The following is a 15648-nucleotide window of genomic DNA, read 5'->3' as shown; positions in this document are numbered from 1 at the left end:
CGGAGCGGCCGCACAGAGGGAAGGGGATCAGGCGTCCTTGGACTCGTGGGGTGCTGCCGCAGCGGCAGCATCGGCACCGAGTTCGTACTCGGCGTCGTAGCTCCACAGCGCACCGTCCGGATGGGTCGGGCCGCAGGAAATCGAAATCGCGCCCTGGTCGGCGGGGCCGACGACCTGGCGGTTGATGGCGAACAGATTGCGGCCCAGGTCATTGCCGGCAACGGACGTATTGGGTGCAACCTCGCGCGATGCCCATTCTTCGGCCGAGACCAGCACTTCCAGGGTGCCGGCTTCGCCGTCCAGGCGCACGATGTCGCCTTCGCGTACGCGCCCGATCGGGCCGCCGCGTGCCGCTTCGGGCGTCAGGTGGATTGCGGCCGGGAACTTGCCCGAGGCACCGGACAGGCGGCCGTCGGTGACCAATGCCACGCGCCGGCCCTGGTTCTGCAGCAAGCCCAGCAGCGGCGCCATCGAATGCAGCTCCGGCATGCCGTTTGCGCGCGGGCCCTGGTAGCGCAACACCACCACGAAATCGTGCGGCAACACGCCGGCAGCATGCAGTTTGTTGAGCACCTGCGGCGTATCGATCACCACGGCCGGCGCCTGGATGCTGCGATGCTGCGGCTTGACTGCCGACAGCTTGATCAACGAGCGACCGAGATTGCCGCGCAGCAGGCGCAGCCCGCCTTGCGATTCGAAGGCATCGCCGACCGGACGCGCCACGCTGTCGTCGGCGGTGGTGGGAGTGCCCGGCACGTAGGTCACCTTGCCGTCCTGCAGGCGCGGCTCATTGATGTAGGCGCGCATGCCGCCTTCCACCACGGTGGGTAGGTCGTCGTGCATGTAGCCGGCGTCCATCAGCTCGCGGAACACGAATGCCGTGCCGCCCGCGGCCTGGAAGCGATTCACGTCGGCTTCGCCGTTCGGGTAGATGCGCGTCAGCAGCGGCACCGTCTGCGAGATCAGGTCCATGTCGTCCCAGGTCAGCACGATACCGGCCGCACGCGCCACTGCGATCCAGTGGATGGTGTGGTTGGTCGAGCCACCGGTCGCCATCAGCGCGACCACGGCGTTGACGATGGCGCGCTCGTCGATCAGGCGACCGAATGGGCGGAAATCTTCGCCCAACGCCGAGATCGCCAATGCGCGCGCGGTGCCTTCGCGGGTCAACGCATCACGCAACGGCAGCTCCGGATTGACGAACGAGGCGCCGGGCAGCTGCACGCCCATCGCTTCGAGCAAGACCTGGTTGGAGTTGGCCGTGCCGTAGAAGGTGCAGGTGCCCGGCGAGTGGTAGGACGAGGCCTCGGCTTCCAGCAGCTCGGCGCGCGTGGCTTCGCCAGCGGCGTAGCGTTCGCGCACTTCGGCCTTCTGCTTGTTCGGAATGCCCGGCGTCATCGGCCCGGCCGGCATGAAAATCGCCGGCAAATGGCCGAACGCCAGCGCACCGATCAGCAGGCCCGGCACGATCTTGTCGCAGACGCCCAGGTACACCACGCTGTCGAACATGTCGTGGCTCAGGCCGATGGCTGTCGCCTGGGCGATGTTGTCGCGCGAAAACAGCGACAGCTCCATACCGGCGCGGCCCTGGGTGACGCCGTCGCACATCGCCGGCACGCCACCGGCCACCTGTGCGGTGGCACCGAGCGCGCGGGCAGTCTCGCGGATCAGCTGCGGGTAGTGTTCGAACGGCTGATGTGCCGACAACATGTCGTTATAGGCGGTGATGATGCCCAGGTTCGGCGTGGCCGCACCACGCAGGCGCGATTTGTCGCCCGGCTCGGACGCAGCGAAGCCATGCGCAAGATTGCCGCAGCTCAAGCGGCTACGGAACGGACCCTCACGCAGGGCAGCATCGAGACCGGCCAGATACGCCGCGCGCGAGGGAGCGCTGCGCTTGCGGATACGGTCGGTGACGGCTTGGATATTCGGATGCAGGCTCATTGGCTACCGGCTATGAGAAACAGGGGGGAAGGAAATGCTCTTTTAATTCCCCGCACATGGATGTGCGGGTTTTTTCGAGGGACTCGCATCGCATCGGCTGTTGCGAAGGACTCGCATCAAACCACTCGCATTCAAGCACACCAATGCACCCGCAACCGCGGACCAGGCTGCTGCAGCGCCACGCGGATGGGATATTCGTTGACATCGTCGCCTGCCAGCGCAGCCTGCAGCACGTCCAGCTTCTGCTTGCCGCGCAACAACAGCAGGCGCGTCGGAATGCTGGCAAGCCCTGCAGGTGTGAGGGTGATGCGTAACGGCCATTGGTTCGAGCCCGGGCAGCCGGTGGCATCCAGCGAGGCATACGGCTGCGGGCTGGCGAGCGCCTTGGGCAGGTCGGTGGCCCCCGGGAACAACGACGCGGTGTGCCCGTCGCCGCCCATGCCCAGCACCGCCAGGCAGGCCGGTTCGGCATGCTTGGCCTGCAGGTTGGCGGTGTGCACGCATTCGGGCAATTGCTTGCCTGGGCGAACCAGCGGGATGAAGGTCGCGGCCGGTGCGTGGGTCAGGAAGCTGTGATTCACCAGCCAGGCATTGCTGTCCTGATCCTGCGGCGACAACCAGCGCTCATCGACCAGGCCCACTTCCACCCGCGACCAGTCCAGCGGCCGGTGGGCGAGGGACTCGTACACCGGCGCAGGCGTGGTACCGCCCGACAACAGCATGCGTGCCTGGCCGCGCCGGGAGATTTCCTGTTCCAGCAGGTCGGCCATTTCGCTGGCCACCGCCTCGGTCCACTCGGCCGGGTCGTCGTAGCGCACCAGGGCGATGCGCGGGTTGTCCTGCAGGTTCATCGCTGCTCCCCGGGGTGCTGACGTTGTGCATCCACCGCGTATGCGGCGGCGCCCAGCAGGCCGGCATGCGGGTGCATGACCGCCAGCGATGGCACCTTCGACATGATCGCGGAGAAACGGCCCTTGTGCTCGAAGCGCTGGCGAAAGCCGGAATGCTGCAGCGAATCCAGCACCTTGGGCACCAGCCCGCCGGTGAGGAACACGCCGTCCCAAGCGCCCTGCATCAGCACCATGTCGCCGGCGATCGCACCGAAGATGGCGCAGAACAGGTCGATGGTGCGCGAGGACCGCGGGTCGCCCGCGGCCGCGCGCGCGGTGATGTCCTTGGGTTGCAGCGGGCCGGGATCGACGCCGGCGATCTCGCTGAGCGCGCGATGGATGTTGACCAGGCCAGGGCCGCAGATCAGCCGCTCGTTGGAGACCCGGCCGAACTGCTCGGACAGGATTTCCAGGATGCGGATTTCTTCCGGCGTGCCGGGCGGGAAGCTGACATGGCCGCCTTCGGTTTCCAGCGGAAAGCAGCGCCCGTTGCGGATGATCAGGCCACCCACGCCCAGGCCGGTGCCCGGGCCGATCACGCCATAGTTGCGCGCTTGATCGATCGGCGCCGGCCGCCAGCTGGCGCCGCCCACCTGCACCACGTCCTGCGGGCGCAGCAGGCTGATGGCCATGGCCTGCGCGGCAAAGTCGTTGATCAGATGCAAGGTACTGAAACCCAGCATGGTGGCGGTGCGCGAGCGCGAGATCACCCAGGGATGGTTGGTGATGCGCGCCTCGTCGCCATCCACGCGGCCTGCCACGGCGAACACGCCCTGGGTGGCCTGCACGCCGATCTGGTCGAGGTAATAGCGCGCGGCTTCGCCCAGCGAACCGAAGTCCACCACGGCAAATTCGCGCGAGGTGTCATCCAGCAACGGCACCGAAGCGTCGACATCGGCCAGCGCGAAGCGCGCATTGGTTCCGCCGATATCGGCAACCAGCACCGGCTTGGAAGGAGCGGTCATGCGTTGTTTCCCTGTGCGTCGGTGGCCGGGGGCAGGAAGTGGGCGGCGGATTCGGGCCCCCAGCTGCCGGCCGGGTAGGGCTGCAGCGGCAGCGCGGCGTCTTTCCAGGCGTCGCTGACGCTGTCTATCCACGACCACGCCGCCTTGACCTCGTCGTCGCGCACGAACAGCGCGGGGTTGCCGTTGAAGGCGTCCACAAACAGACGTTCGTAGGCGATACGACGGTGCAGGCCCGTCGGCACTGACAGTTCCAGTTCCAGCGGCTGCAGTTCGATCGCGCCCCATTCCGGGCCAGCCAGGCTGCTCATCAGGCCGAGTTCGATGTTTTCCTGCGGCTGCAACTGGAAGGTCAGGCGGTTCGGCACCGCATTCTGGCGGTCGGGGCGTTCGAACAGCCAATGCGTCACCGGCTTGAGCGTCACCACGATGCGGGTGGAGCGCTCGGCCAGCCGCTTGCCGGTGCACAGGTGGAACGGCACGCCGGCCCAACGCCAATTGTCGATATGCGCGGTGACGGCGACAAAGGTTTCCACGTCGCTGCCTTCCGGCGGGTGGTAGGCCTGCGCCGGCTGTCCGTTGATGCTGCCGGCGGTGTAGCGGCCGCGCACGCAGTCATGCGCGGCGTGCTCGGCGGTCATCGGACGCAGGGCGCGCAGCACCTTGACCTTCTCATCGCGGATGCGGTCGGCTTCCAGCGAGGCCGGCGGCTCCATTGCCACCAGGCACAACAGCTGCAGGATATGGCTCTGCACCATGTCGCGCAGTGCGCCGGAGCGGGCGTAGTAGGCGTCGCGCCCGTCGACGCCTTCGCTTTCGGCGACCAGGATCTGCACCGACTCGATGTAGGCGCGGTTCCAGACCGCCTCCAGCAGCGTGTTGCCGAAGCGCAGTGCGATCAGGTTCTGCACCGCCGCCTTGCCCAGGTAGTGGTCCAGGCGGAACACGCGGTCCTCGTCGATCAGCGCGCCGATCGACTGCAGGATGTCGCGGGCGCTGTCGGAGTCGTGGCCGATCGGTTTTTCCAGCATCAAGCGATGCGGTGCCTCCAGCGCGCCACCCAGCGCCAGGCCCTGGCAGGTGCTGATGTACAGGCCCGGCGGGATCGCCAGGTAGCTCACACAGCGGCGGCTGGCCAGCTCGCGGACCGCATTGGCCACCGACTCGGCATCGCGCAGATCCACCGAGCGGTAATCGATTCGCTGCAGCAGCGTGTCGATCTGTTCGGCGGTCGCGATCGGCAGTGCTTCGGTCAGGCGCGGCCGCAGCACTTCGCGAAATGCATCGGTGTCGTGGGGCGACAGCGCCAGCGCACGGATGCGGAAGTCCTCCGGCAGCAGGCCGTCGATGAACAGGCGCAGAAGGGAAGGAAAGAGATAGCGCTGGGCAAGATCGCCGGTGGCGCCAAACAGGATCAGGGTGTTGTGCATGGACCGCGTTTCAGATTCTGGAGACATCGTTATCAGCAGCTTGTCGGAAAGGCGCCGGTCGTCCGGCGGTCGGTACGTCTGTTCCTGAGCGACACTTGCGTGCGCGCAGCGGGGGATGGACGCTGACACCCAGTCCCGGATTGTTGCAGCAACTGGCGATCAGCGGTTAGCGGCATGGCGGCATAGCTGCACCTGCGTGATGGCATGCCATGCGTCGTGCGGCGAGCTGCACTGCAGGCAATGCGTCATACCTGCGTGGCGGCATGGTCCTCCAGAGATCGATGTTGCCATGTGAAAACGATTACATGTCAGAATAAACCAATGCATTCGTTTGCAGGGAATTCCTCGCAAGCGCATGCGGCGTCACCGCCATCGGGAGGGCCGAGGGCAGGGCGCACAACTTACGTTGAGGCCGAACGATGGCGAAAGTGCAGTTGGAAGGTGTCCGCAAGGTCTACGACAATGGCCAGGTGGCGGTGCAGGGCGCAAGTTTCGAAGTGGCCGACGGCGAGCTGATGGTGCTGGTGGGGCCGTCCGGCTGCGGCAAGTCGACCCTGTTGCGCATGATTGCCGGGCTTGAAGACATCAGCGCCGGCACGCTGAAGATCGGCGAGCGCGTGGTCAACGACGTGGCGCCGAAGGATCGCGACATCGCCATGGTGTTCCAGAGCTACGCGCTGTATCCGCACATGACCGTGGCCGAAAACCTGGCGTTCGGGCTCAAGCTGCGCGGGCATCCGAAGCAGGTCATCGCCGAACGCGTCAACAACGCCGCAGAGCTGTTGGGCCTGACGCCGATGTTGGACAAGCTGCCCAAGGCGATGTCCGGCGGTCAGCGTCAGCGCGTGGCGCTGGGCCGGGCGATGGTGCGCGAATCCTCGGTGTTCCTGCTCGACGAGCCGCTGTCCAACCTGGACGCCAAGTTGCGCCACAGCGTGCGCACCGAGATCGCGCAGCTGCACCGCAAGCTTGGCACCACCATGATCTACGTCACCCACGATCAGGTCGAAGCGATGACGCTTGGCCAGCGTATCGTGGTGCTCAAGGATGGCGTGATCCAGCAGATCGACAGTCCGATGGCGCTGTACGACCGTCCGGCCAATCTGTTCGTGGCCGGGTTCCTCGGCAGCCCGGCGATGAACGTGCTGCAGGGGCGTCTGGACGCGCAGGACGGCCTGCACCTGGTCATGGCCGATGGCTGGCGCGTGCCGCTGGGTGCGGCGCGGGTCGATGCGGCTTGGTTCGGCCAGGACGTGATCGTCGGTGTGCGCCCGGAGCACTTGCAGCCGTCCGACGAAGCGGTCCTGGGCTTCGATGCGCGGGTCGATGTGATCGAGCCGGTCGGCAACGAGATCTTCCTCAATCTCGACCGTGGCGGTCAGCCGCTGGTGATCCGTGTCCCGCCGCAGAGCTTGCCGGCGGTGGGCCAGCCATTGCGCCTGGCATTGCGCAGCGAGGCCTTGCACTTTTTCGATCCAGCTACCGGCCAGCGGCTGGAGGCGGCTTAGGCAAACTGGTCAACAGCGACGCAGCCGCCAGACGGGCACGGCCGGCGCTCGGAATTGGCGGGTGTCGTTGGGCCACTGCGTGCTGCGCGATGCCCACGCCCGCCTGGCACGGCTCGCTGCGTTTTTTTGCCGCTAACGCTCCAGCCCCGTCGTGAGTGCGCGTGGGCGGGCGCCATGCGTGCCTGCCTGCAACGCGGTACCGGGGTCCAGGGTCAGCTCCAACGGCAATACCGCCAGCGCGAGGTTGCCGGCCACGCTCACCACCGTGCCGATCGCGCTACCGTCCAATGCGACGGCATCGCCTGCATCCACGGCCGCATCCGTTTCAAGCAGCTGCAAGACGCGCTTGGCCTTGCCCAGGAAGTGCGTCCGCGCCACGATTTCCTGGCCCGGGTAGCAGCCTTTCTTGACGCTGTACGCCTGCAGGCGGTCCAGTGCCAACTGCTGCGGCGTCCACTGTTCGCGCTGGCTCTCGACCAGGCGGGCGAGCCCCAGTTGCAGATCGGTCGTCCGCCACTGCGCCTGTGCGCTCGGCAGTTCGATAGGCATCGCCAATGCATCCGGGCTGTAGAGCAATAGCGTGCGCGGCAGCGCTGCGCTACCCAGATCCAGCTCGATACGCTGGGTTCCGATATGGGCTTGCGCGGCATGCGCGTGTTCCGGCGCTACGAAGCCGCCGTAGGCGAGCAGCGCGGCAGCGCTGATTTTCAGCTTGCGGCGGAACACGAAACGGCTGAGTTGCGCGGCGATCTCGGCCGCGTTGCCGTCCGGCAACAGCATCAGCAGGTGTGCGTCGTCCTCACGCAGGAGTGCGAAGATGGCAATCACGCGCCCCTTCGCCGTCAGCCACGCGTTCCACTTCCATTGCCCAACCGCCAGCGCCTGTACGTCATTGGCAAATTGGGCATGCGCAAACGCCACTGCATCCGTACCGGCCAATCGGACGTATTGCATGTCGTGCAGGGAGCCAAAACCCTGCGGAATAAGATTCAGGTTGTCAGCCACGGAAGGGGAGGACTAAAATCGCCAAGTTGTGAGAGCACTATGATAGGCCATCCAACCCCCACCCCAGCGCAGGATTCCGAGACGCAGCCTTCTTCTCAGGAGCATATTCCCGAGAAAAAGCCACTGCCGAAGGAGATTGGTGGGCGCGACGGCCCCGAGCCAACGCGCTACGGCGACTGGGAAAAAAATGGACGCTGCATCGATTTTTGAGCAGCTTTTAGCCACAGCGGCCTAGTGCCGCCCAGCCGAGAAAACGAGCCCAGCGAATGGCGATCCGCGAACGTCCTCTCTCCCCGCATCTCCAGGTATACCGTTGGCAGATACAGATGGTGACCTCGATTCTCAATCGAGCCACCGGCATCGTACTGTCCGTCGGCGCACTGGGAATTGCCGCTGCCTTGCTCACCTTGATGCTTGGCCCCGACCATTGGAATTGTTTCCGCGATCAGGCTGCCACCTGGTATGGGCAGGTATTCCTGTTCGGCTGGACCTGGTCTTTCGCCTTCCACCTGTTCGGTGGCTTGCGCCACATGCTGCAGGACTTCGGGCAAGGCTACGCCGTGCGCTCGTTCATCAGCATGGGTTGGTTGTCGGTGGTTCTGAGCCTTGTGCTGACTATCGCCATCTGGGCTTACGTACTGCTGTCCGGAGGTGCCCTATGAGCCGCTACCGTACCCCGCTGAAGAATGTGCGCGGCCTGGGCGCCGCCAAGACCGGTACCGAACATTTCGTGATCCAGCGCCTGACCGCGGCCGCACTGGTGCCGCTGTCGATCTGGTTCCTGATCTTCGTGCTGAGCTTGATCGGTGCCGATCACGCCGCCGCCACCGCCGCAGTGGCCAAGCCGTGGAATGCGATTTTGCTTGTCGCTTTCCTCATTGCCTCGTTCTGGCATGCCCAGCTTGGCATGCAGGTGGTACTGGAAGACTACGTGCACGACTCGCTGCTCGCACTGATTGCGCAGACCCTCGTGCGTTTTGTTGCCGTGCTGGGCGCCATCGTCAGCGTATTTGCCGTGGCGCGTATCGCGCTGGGCATGAGCTGAGTCGTCAGCGACCAAACAGGAACCCATAATTCGATGTCCGCTTACAAGATCACAGAACACAAGTACGACATGGTCGTGGTAGGAGCCGGTGGCGCCGGCCTGCGCGCCACGTTCGGCCTGGCCCAGAAGGGCCTGCAGACGGTCTGCCTGACCAAGGTCTTCCCGACCCGTTCGCACACCGTGGCAGCGCAGGGCGGTATTTCCGCGGCGCTGGGCAACATGGGCGAGGACGACTGGCGTTATCACTTTTACGACACCATCAAGGGCTCCGATTGGCTGGGTGACCAGGACGCGATCGAGTACATGTGTCGTGAAGCGATTCCGGCCATCATCGAGCTCGAACACTACGGCGTGCCGTTCTCGCGTACCGAAGAGGGCAAGATCTACCAGCGCCCGTTCGGCGGCATGACCACCAAGTATGGCGAAGGCCCGTCAGCGCAGCGTACCTGCGCCGCAGCCGACCGGACCGGCCACGCCATGCTGCATACGCTGTATCAGCAGTCGCTGGCGCACAACGCACGCTTCATGATCGAGTACTTCGCGCTCGATCTGATCTTCGACGAAGAAGGCGTCTGCCGTGGCGTGCTCGCACTGGACATGGCAGAAGGCTCGCTACATCTGTTCCGCGCCCACGGCGTGGTGCTGGCGACCGGCGGTTACGGCCGTGCCTACTTCAGCGCCACCTCCGCACACACCTGTACCGGTGACGGCGGCGGCCTGGTGATGCGTGCCGGCCTGCCGGTGCAGGACATGGAATTCGTGCAGTTCCACCCCACCGGCATCTACGGTGCGGGCTGCCTGATCACCGAGGGCGTGCGCGGCGAAGGCGGCATCCTGCGCAACAGCAATGGCGAGCGCTTCATGGAGCGCTACGCACCGCATTACAAGGATCTGGCGTCGCGCGACGTGGTGTCGCGTTCGATGACGGTGGAAATTCGCGAAGGCCGTGGCGTGGGCGAGCACAAGGATCACATCCTGCTCGACCTGACCCACCTTGGTCCGGAAGTGATCAACGAAAAGCTGCCCGGCATCGCCGAAAGCGCGCACATCTTCGCCGGCGTGGACGTGACCAAGCAGCCGATCCCGGTGCTGCCGACCGTGCACTACAACATGGGTGGCATTCCGACCAACTTCTACGGCGAGGTCGTGCGCAAGCAGGGCGACGATGCGGATGCCGTGGTGCCGGGCCTGTATGCCATCGGCGAGGCGGCGTGCGTCTCGGTCCATGGTGCAAACCGTCTGGGTTCGAACTCGCTGCTGGACCTGGTGGTGTTCGGCCGCGCGGTTGCCAATCGCTGTGCCGAGACGGTCAAGCCCAATCAGCCGCACAAGACGCTGCCGTCCGATGCCTGCGACAAGGCCTTGGGCCTGCTGGACAAGCTGCGTCACGCCAACGGCTCCACGCCGACGGCCGTGATCCGCGACAACATGCAGCGCACCATGCAGTCGGACGCCGCCGTGTTCCGCACCAGCAAGACGCTGAAAGAGGGCGTGGACAAGATGGCCGAGATCTTCGCCACCTTCGAAGACGTCAAGGTGTCTGACCGTTCGCTGGTGTGGAATTCGGACCTGATCGAGACCTATGAATTGAACAACCTGCTGCTCAACGCGGTGGCGACGATCAATTCGGCCGAACAGCGCAAGGAAAGCCGCGGCGCGCATTCGCACGAAGACTTCCCGGACCGCGACGACGTCAACTGGCAAAAGCACACGCTGGTGACCGTCGACGACAAGGGCAAGTGCGAATTCGATTACCGCCCTGTGCACATGTACACGCTGAGCAAGGACGTGGACGTGGTCCCGCCGAAGCCGCGCGTTTACTGATCGATGCGCATGCAGCGACCCACCGTTGCCTTGTCATCGCTTGCCATCGCCTCGGCGCGTGGCAGCGAGTCGGTGCAGCAGTGTGGTCGTGGCATGACGCTGGAGCAGCGCCGGCACATGGCCGGCCGCTGCGCGACTGCTTCGGCAGTGGCATCCGTCATCTTTACCTTCATGCGCACGGTGCGGTTGTCGTCCGCACCGCGCATCGCCTGAGCCAACGAGAGCAGCTATGGCAGAGTTCACCCTCCCCAAGAATTCAAAGATCGGCAAGGGCAAGCATTACCCTGCAAAGGGCGCCAAGAACACGCGCACCTTCAAGGTCTACCGCTGGGATCCGGACGTCGACGCCAACCCGCGCACCGACAGTTACGAGATCGATCTGGATAAATGCGGCCCGATGGTCCTGGACGCGCTGATCAAGATCAAGAACGAGATCGACCCGACGCTGGCGTTCCGTCGCTCCTGCCGCGAGGGCATTTGCGGCTCGTGCGCGATGAACATCGATGGCACCAACACGCTGGCCTGCACCAAGGCGATTGCCGCATGCGGCAAGTCCGAGGTGCCGATCTATCCGCTGCCGCACATGAGCGTGATCAAGGACCTGGTGCCGGATCTGACGCATTTCTATGCGCAGTACGCGTCGATCAAGCCGTGGATCCGTACCCAGACCCCGCCGCCGCCGGACCGCGAGCGCCTGCAGTCGCCGGAAGACCGTCGCAAGCTCGACGGATTGTACGAGTGCATCCTGTGCGCATGCTGCTCGACCAGTTGCCCAAGCTACTGGTGGAATGGCGAGCGGTATCTGGGCCCGGCGATCCTGCTGCAGGCCTACCGTTGGATCATCGATTCGCGCGACGAAGACACCGGTGCGCGTCTGGACGATCTGGAAGACCCGTTCAAGCTGTATCGCTGCCACACCATCATGAACTGCGCACGGACCTGCCCGAAGGGCTTGAACCCGGCGCTGGCGATCGCCGAAATCAAGAAGCTGATGATGGCGCGTCGCGCCTGATTACACGGCATTGATTCCCCACCACGGGGATGTGGTTCGCAGCGGCACCGGCCCTTGGGTCAGGTGCCGCTGTCGTTTTTGGCCCGCCATGCGGTGCGGTGGAGAGTGAGAATGGACGAACAAACCCTGCTGAAAAAACTGCGCTGGCGTTGCCGACGCGGCATGCGCGAACTCGACCAATTATTCGGGCGCTACCTTGATCAACGCTGGGCGCAGGCTCCCGACGCCGAGCGCGCGGTTTTCCTACAGCTACTGGATTGCGAAGACGATAAGTTGTGGCGCTGGTTCATGGGATACGAGGCTTGCCCCGATGCCGCCAACGCCGCACTCATCGCCGATATTCGCGCCTTGCCGGCTTGAGTGGCGCCCCTCGCGCTGGTTGATTTGCGCATTGAGCGTGTTGGTAGCGCTGGCCGTGTGGGCGGTGTGGCGCAGTGGCGTACCACCGTGGCTGGCCGTGTTGTTGTCGGCGTACGCGGTGTTTGCAGGCGGGCGAGCAGTGCGCCAGCTGTTGCGTTCGCCAGTGAGGCAGTTGCTGGTGCCATGGACGCAAACGCCCGCCAGCATTGACGGTATGCAGGTAGAAGGGCTGCAGGTCCGTTGGCGCGGACCGCTTGCGGTGGTGTCGTGGAGGCGAGCGGATGGCCGGCGCGAGCGCCTGCATCTCTGGCCGGACACCTTGCCGGCGCCGCAACGACGTGAACTGCGTCTGGCCGCTCAGGCCCACGCCATTTCGTCGGGGCGGCCGCTAGTGGCACCATAGCGTCCCTTTCCCGGTTGAACCGCATGTTCAAACCTATCCCGGTTGCCATCGGCTTGCGCTATCTGCGTGCCAAGCGGCGCAATGGCTTCATATCGTTTATTTCGATGGCGTCGATCCTGGGCATCGCCCTGGGCGTGACCGTGCTGATCACCACGCTTGCAGTGATGAGCGGTTTCCAGAAGGAAATCCGCGACCGCCTGCTGCAGATGGCTGCCCACGCGACCGTCAGTGCAGAAGGCGCGCCGATGCGCGACTGGCAGCATGCGGTCGAGGTCGCCATGTCCGATCCGCGCGTGGCCGGTGCCGCGCCCTACATCGAAACCGAATCCTTATTGCAGGGCCCGCGCAAGCAGCCGGCCATCGTGCGCGGCGTGATTCCTGCCGAGGAAGGCAAGGTGTCGGTGCTGGCCAAGAAGATGCAGCAGGGCTCGGTCGACAGCCTGACCCCTGGCTCGTACAACATCGTCATCGGCAAGGAGCTGGCGTTGTGGCTTGGCGTGGATGTCGGCGACAGCATCGTCGTGTTGCTCAGCGACACCCAGGCAACGCCGCTGGGCGCGATGCCGCGGCTCAAGCGCTTTACCGTGAGCGGTATTTTCGAGGCCGGATACAACGAGATCGACCGCGGCCTGGCCGTGGTGAACATGCAGGACCTGGCGCGCGTGCTGCGCATGGATGGCGTCACCGGCGTGCGCCTGCGCCTGCATGACATGGATCAGGCCTGGCCGGTGGCGCGCGATCTGGCGGTGAAGTTGCACGGCCCGTATCGGGTCAGCGACTGGACCCAGGAAAACGCCAACCTGTACCACTCCTTGAAGATGGAAAAGACGGTGATGGGCATCCTGCTGTCGCTGATCGTGGCGATGGGGGCGTTCAACCTGGTGTCCTCGCAAGTGATGCTGGTGACCGACAAACAGGCCGATATCGCCATCTTGCGCACGCTCGGGCTGTCGCCGGGCGGGGTGATGCAGGTATTCATGGTGCAGGGCTCGTTGATCGGCTTCATGGGTACCTTCATGGGCGTGATCGGCGGCATCGTGCTGACGTTCAACCTCGAACGCATCCTGGGCGTGATCGAAACGATTTTCAGCGTTAAGTTGCTACCCGAAGACGTGTACTACATCACCGGCCTGCCGACCGATATGCAAACCCAGGACGTGGTAGTGATCACCGTGGTGGCTTTGGTGATGAGTTTCCTGGCGACCTTGTACCCGGCGTGGCGCGCTTCGCGCACCCAGCCGGCGGAGGCGCTGCGCTATGAATGAGATCCGGGAAGCGGCCGTGCAAACACCAGAACAGGCAACTGCGGTGATCCGCGCCGAAGCGCTGGCCAAGACCTACGCCGAAGGCAAGATGCGCACGCCGGTATTCGATGGCCTGGATCTCTCGGTGGCCACCGGCGAAACCGTGGCGATCGTCGGTGCCTCCGGCGCCGGCAAGAGCACCTTGCTGCATCTGCTCGGCGGGCTGGATATTCCGACCTCCGGCGAGGTGTATGTGGCCGGCGAGCGCATGTCGGCGCTGTCCGACGCGCAGCGCGGCAAGCTGCGTAACCAGGCGCTTGGCTTCGTCTACCAGTTCCATCACTTGTTGCCCGAATTCACCGCGTTGGAGAACGTGATGATGCCGGTACTGTTGTCCGGCAAGGATGTGGCCGTCGCCAAGGGTCAGGCACTGCAACTGCTGGAATCGGTTGGGCTTGGGCATCGCGTCGAACACAAGCCCAGCGAACTCTCCGGGGGCGAACGTCAGCGCTGTGCGGTGGCGCGTGCATTGGTCAACAAGCCGGGCTGCGTATTGGGCGACGAGCCCACCGGCAATCTGGACGACAAGACCGCGGGCACCGTGTTCGAGCTGATGCTGGAGCTCAACCGCGCCCAGCGCACCAGCCTGGTGTTGGTGACGCACGACCGCGGCTTGGCACGGCGCCTGGACCGCGTGCTGGAGCTACACCAGGGCAAGCTGCGCGAATTGGCGCCGTCTGCGGTGTAAGCGCATGGCGAAGCGGTCGGTTGGCAGACCGATCGCGTCGTGTATGAGCGTGGAATCTTCAGCGGTCACCGGTGCTGTGCCCGTTAGCCGAAATGGTGGCGAATTGAAGTGCAGTGGCAGCGCACGATCGCATGCACCCCAACCGCCAGGGCATTAGCTGCCTGGTCGCCGCAGGCCAATGCAGCCTGCGGCGATGCCATGGCATCGGTCAAGGAATGATGCGCAGTGCCCGCAGGCGGGTAAATAGTTCGAAGAACGAGGCGCGGCTGTCGTAGAAGTCGAGGAAACCCAGTTCGCGGCTCTTGGTCATGTCGTTGACGCACTCGATCTCGCGGCCTAGGTCGGCATCGGTATGCCACCACGATGCAAGCCGATTGACGTCGGACTCTACCAGCTGGTGTTGCGCGGCCACCTCAGCCCACAGGGCAGGTGCGGTCTGGCTCATGCGTGGTTCCAGCGGTTCAGGCACAGCGGGGCAGGGCGCAGCATCGAGTTGGAAGAACTTCGCAATCTCGCCCCACATCCAGCGCCAGCGGAACACATCGCCATTGACGGTGTTGAAGGCCTGATTGCGCGCTGCGGGGCTAAGCCCGGCCCAGGCCAGTTGGCGGCCGAGCAGCCCGGCATCGGTGAGGTCGGTGAGGCTGTTCCACTGCGCTTGCGACCCTGGGAACACGAACGGTTGCCCGGTGTGCTTGCACAGCGATGCATACACCGCCAGCGTCACGCCCATGTTCATGGCGTTGCTGCCGTTGGCCATGCCGATCATGGTGTGCGAGCGATGTGCGCTCCAGCCGAAACCGTGCTGCTGCGCATGCGCAAACAGCAGGTCTTCCAGCGTGTAGTAGAAGTTTTCGCCCGGCTGGCGCGGCTCGCTTTCGCGAAACGGCGTCTCGGCCTTGCCGCTGCCGTAATTCTCGAAGGCGCCCAGGTAGTGCTTGGTGCCGGTGACCAGCGCCATGTGCTGCAGCGGCGCATCGCTGAGTGCATCGCACAGGTGCCGCATCATCGCGCCGTTGGCCTGGACGTTCTCGCGTTCGGTATCGCGGCGGGTCCAGGTGCAGAAGAACACGTGGGTAATCGGTAGGCCACGTAACGCGCTGTTGGTGCTGTCGGCGTCCAGTAGATCTGCCGCGACCGGAATGACACCGTCGTGGGGCAGTGGCCGGCGTGCAAGGCCGTACACGGTCCAGCCGTCGGCGAGCAGCACGTTGGCAAGGTTGTAACCGGAGATGCCGGTCACACCGACGATCAATGCAATGCCTTTACGCAT

At 64.8% G+C, this 15648-nt stretch carries 17 protein-coding genes; 11 read left to right on the top strand and 6 right to left on the bottom strand.

Annotated features, from left to right (window positions below; all coding sequences use genetic code 11):
• Positions 1-27: 27 nt before the first annotated feature.
• The 4 genes from edd to zwf form a co-directional block, all read right to left on the bottom strand.
• Entirely contained in the window at positions 28-1944 is a 1917-nt protein-coding gene (gene edd, locus ACCQ15_RS11235; protein ID WP_008576679.1) for a phosphogluconate dehydratase, read from the bottom strand.
• 131 nt (positions 1945-2075) lie between these two features.
• Positions 2076-2795, bottom strand: coding sequence for a 6-phosphogluconolactonase (pgl, locus tag ACCQ15_RS11230; RefSeq protein ID WP_008576678.1), 720 nt, complete (start codon positions 2793-2795; stop codon positions 2076-2078).
• Complete coding sequence (gene glk / locus ACCQ15_RS11225) at positions 2792-3799, bottom strand: glucokinase (RefSeq protein ID WP_005929801.1); 1008 nt, start codon at positions 3797-3799, stop codon at positions 2792-2794. Before glk ends, pgl begins: the two co-directional genes overlap by 4 nt.
• On the bottom strand, positions 3796-5226 hold the full coding sequence (gene zwf / locus ACCQ15_RS11220) for a glucose-6-phosphate dehydrogenase (protein WP_008576676.1): 1431 nt from the start codon (positions 5224-5226) through the stop codon (positions 3796-3798). Before zwf ends, glk begins: the two co-directional genes overlap by 4 nt.
• A gap of 419 nt (positions 5227-5645) precedes the next feature.
• Here zwf and ACCQ15_RS11215 point away from each other — a divergent pair, with 419 nt between their 5' ends.
• Positions 5646-6734 carry an ABC transporter ATP-binding protein gene (locus tag ACCQ15_RS11215; RefSeq protein ID WP_372359683.1) on the top strand — a complete coding sequence of 363 codons (1089 nt, stop codon included), beginning with the start codon at positions 5646-5648 and terminating at the stop codon, positions 6732-6734.
• Between the two features lie 132 nt (positions 6735-6866).
• Here ACCQ15_RS11215 and ygfZ read toward each other — a convergent pair whose 3' ends face one another.
• Positions 6867-7739, bottom strand: coding sequence for a CAF17-like 4Fe-4S cluster assembly/insertion protein YgfZ (gene ygfZ, locus ACCQ15_RS11210; protein ID WP_372380573.1), 873 nt, complete (start codon positions 7737-7739; stop codon positions 6867-6869).
• On the opposite strand from ygfZ, the gene ACCQ15_RS11205 reads away from it, so the two are divergent.
• From ACCQ15_RS11205 to lolD, 10 genes are all read left to right on the top strand, one after another.
• A complete protein-coding gene (locus ACCQ15_RS11205; protein ID WP_014090240.1) occupies positions 7641-7949 on the top strand; it encodes a DUF1674 domain-containing protein in 309 nt (102 codons plus the stop codon). The two genes, ygfZ and ACCQ15_RS11205, sit on opposite strands and share 99 nt — an antisense overlap.
• 56 nt (positions 7950-8005) lie before the next feature.
• A complete protein-coding gene (gene sdhC, locus ACCQ15_RS11200) occupies positions 8006-8401 on the top strand; it encodes a succinate dehydrogenase, cytochrome b556 subunit (protein ID WP_008576670.1) in 396 nt (131 codons plus the stop codon).
• Positions 8398-8784 carry a succinate dehydrogenase, hydrophobic membrane anchor protein gene (gene sdhD / locus ACCQ15_RS11195; RefSeq protein ID WP_008576669.1) on the top strand — a complete coding sequence of 129 codons (387 nt, stop codon included), beginning with the start codon at positions 8398-8400 and terminating at the stop codon, positions 8782-8784. The genes sdhC and sdhD overlap by 4 nt, the downstream gene beginning before the upstream one ends.
• 33 nt (positions 8785-8817) lie before the next feature.
• Complete coding sequence (gene sdhA, locus ACCQ15_RS11190) at positions 8818-10608, top strand: succinate dehydrogenase flavoprotein subunit (RefSeq protein WP_005916748.1); 1791 nt, start codon at positions 8818-8820, stop codon at positions 10606-10608.
• Positions 10609-10617: 9 nt separating this feature from the next.
• A complete protein-coding gene (locus ACCQ15_RS11185; RefSeq protein ID WP_014090243.1) occupies positions 10618-10821 on the top strand; it encodes a hypothetical protein in 204 nt (67 codons plus the stop codon).
• A gap of 16 nt (positions 10822-10837) precedes the next feature.
• Positions 10838-11620 carry a succinate dehydrogenase iron-sulfur subunit gene (locus ACCQ15_RS11180; RefSeq protein ID WP_003482787.1) on the top strand — a complete coding sequence of 261 codons (783 nt, stop codon included), beginning with the start codon at positions 10838-10840 and terminating at the stop codon, positions 11618-11620.
• A 111-nt stretch (positions 11621-11731) separates the two neighbouring features.
• Positions 11732-11980 (top strand): FAD assembly factor SdhE, encoded by a 249-nt coding sequence (locus ACCQ15_RS11175; protein WP_003482785.1) that lies wholly within the window; start codon positions 11732-11734, stop codon positions 11978-11980.
• A complete protein-coding gene (locus ACCQ15_RS11170) occupies positions 11931-12383 on the top strand; it encodes a protein YgfX (RefSeq protein WP_372380572.1) in 453 nt (150 codons plus the stop codon). Before ACCQ15_RS11175 ends, ACCQ15_RS11170 begins: the two co-directional genes overlap by 50 nt.
• A gap of 23 nt (positions 12384-12406) precedes the next feature.
• Positions 12407-13648, top strand: coding sequence for a lipoprotein-releasing ABC transporter permease subunit (locus tag ACCQ15_RS11165; RefSeq protein ID WP_008576657.1), 1242 nt, complete (start codon positions 12407-12409; stop codon positions 13646-13648).
• Complete coding sequence (lolD, locus tag ACCQ15_RS11160; RefSeq protein ID WP_057682212.1) at positions 13641-14375, top strand: lipoprotein-releasing ABC transporter ATP-binding protein LolD; 735 nt, start codon at positions 13641-13643, stop codon at positions 14373-14375. Before ACCQ15_RS11165 ends, lolD begins: the two co-directional genes overlap by 8 nt.
• A gap of 208 nt (positions 14376-14583) precedes the next feature.
• Here the strand turns inward: lolD and ACCQ15_RS11155 are convergent, their stop codons facing one another.
• On the bottom strand, positions 14584-15648 hold the full coding sequence (locus ACCQ15_RS11155) for an SDR family oxidoreductase (protein ID WP_372380571.1): 1065 nt from the start codon (positions 15646-15648) through the stop codon (positions 14584-14586).

The sequence above is a fragment of the Xanthomonas sp. NCPPB 1754 genome, from assembly GCF_041475725.2.
In the GTDB taxonomy this organism is placed as follows: Bacteria; Pseudomonadota; Gammaproteobacteria; order Xanthomonadales; family Xanthomonadaceae; genus Xanthomonas; species Xanthomonas euvesicatoria.
This window is presented reverse-complemented; position numbering and strand designations above follow the sequence as displayed.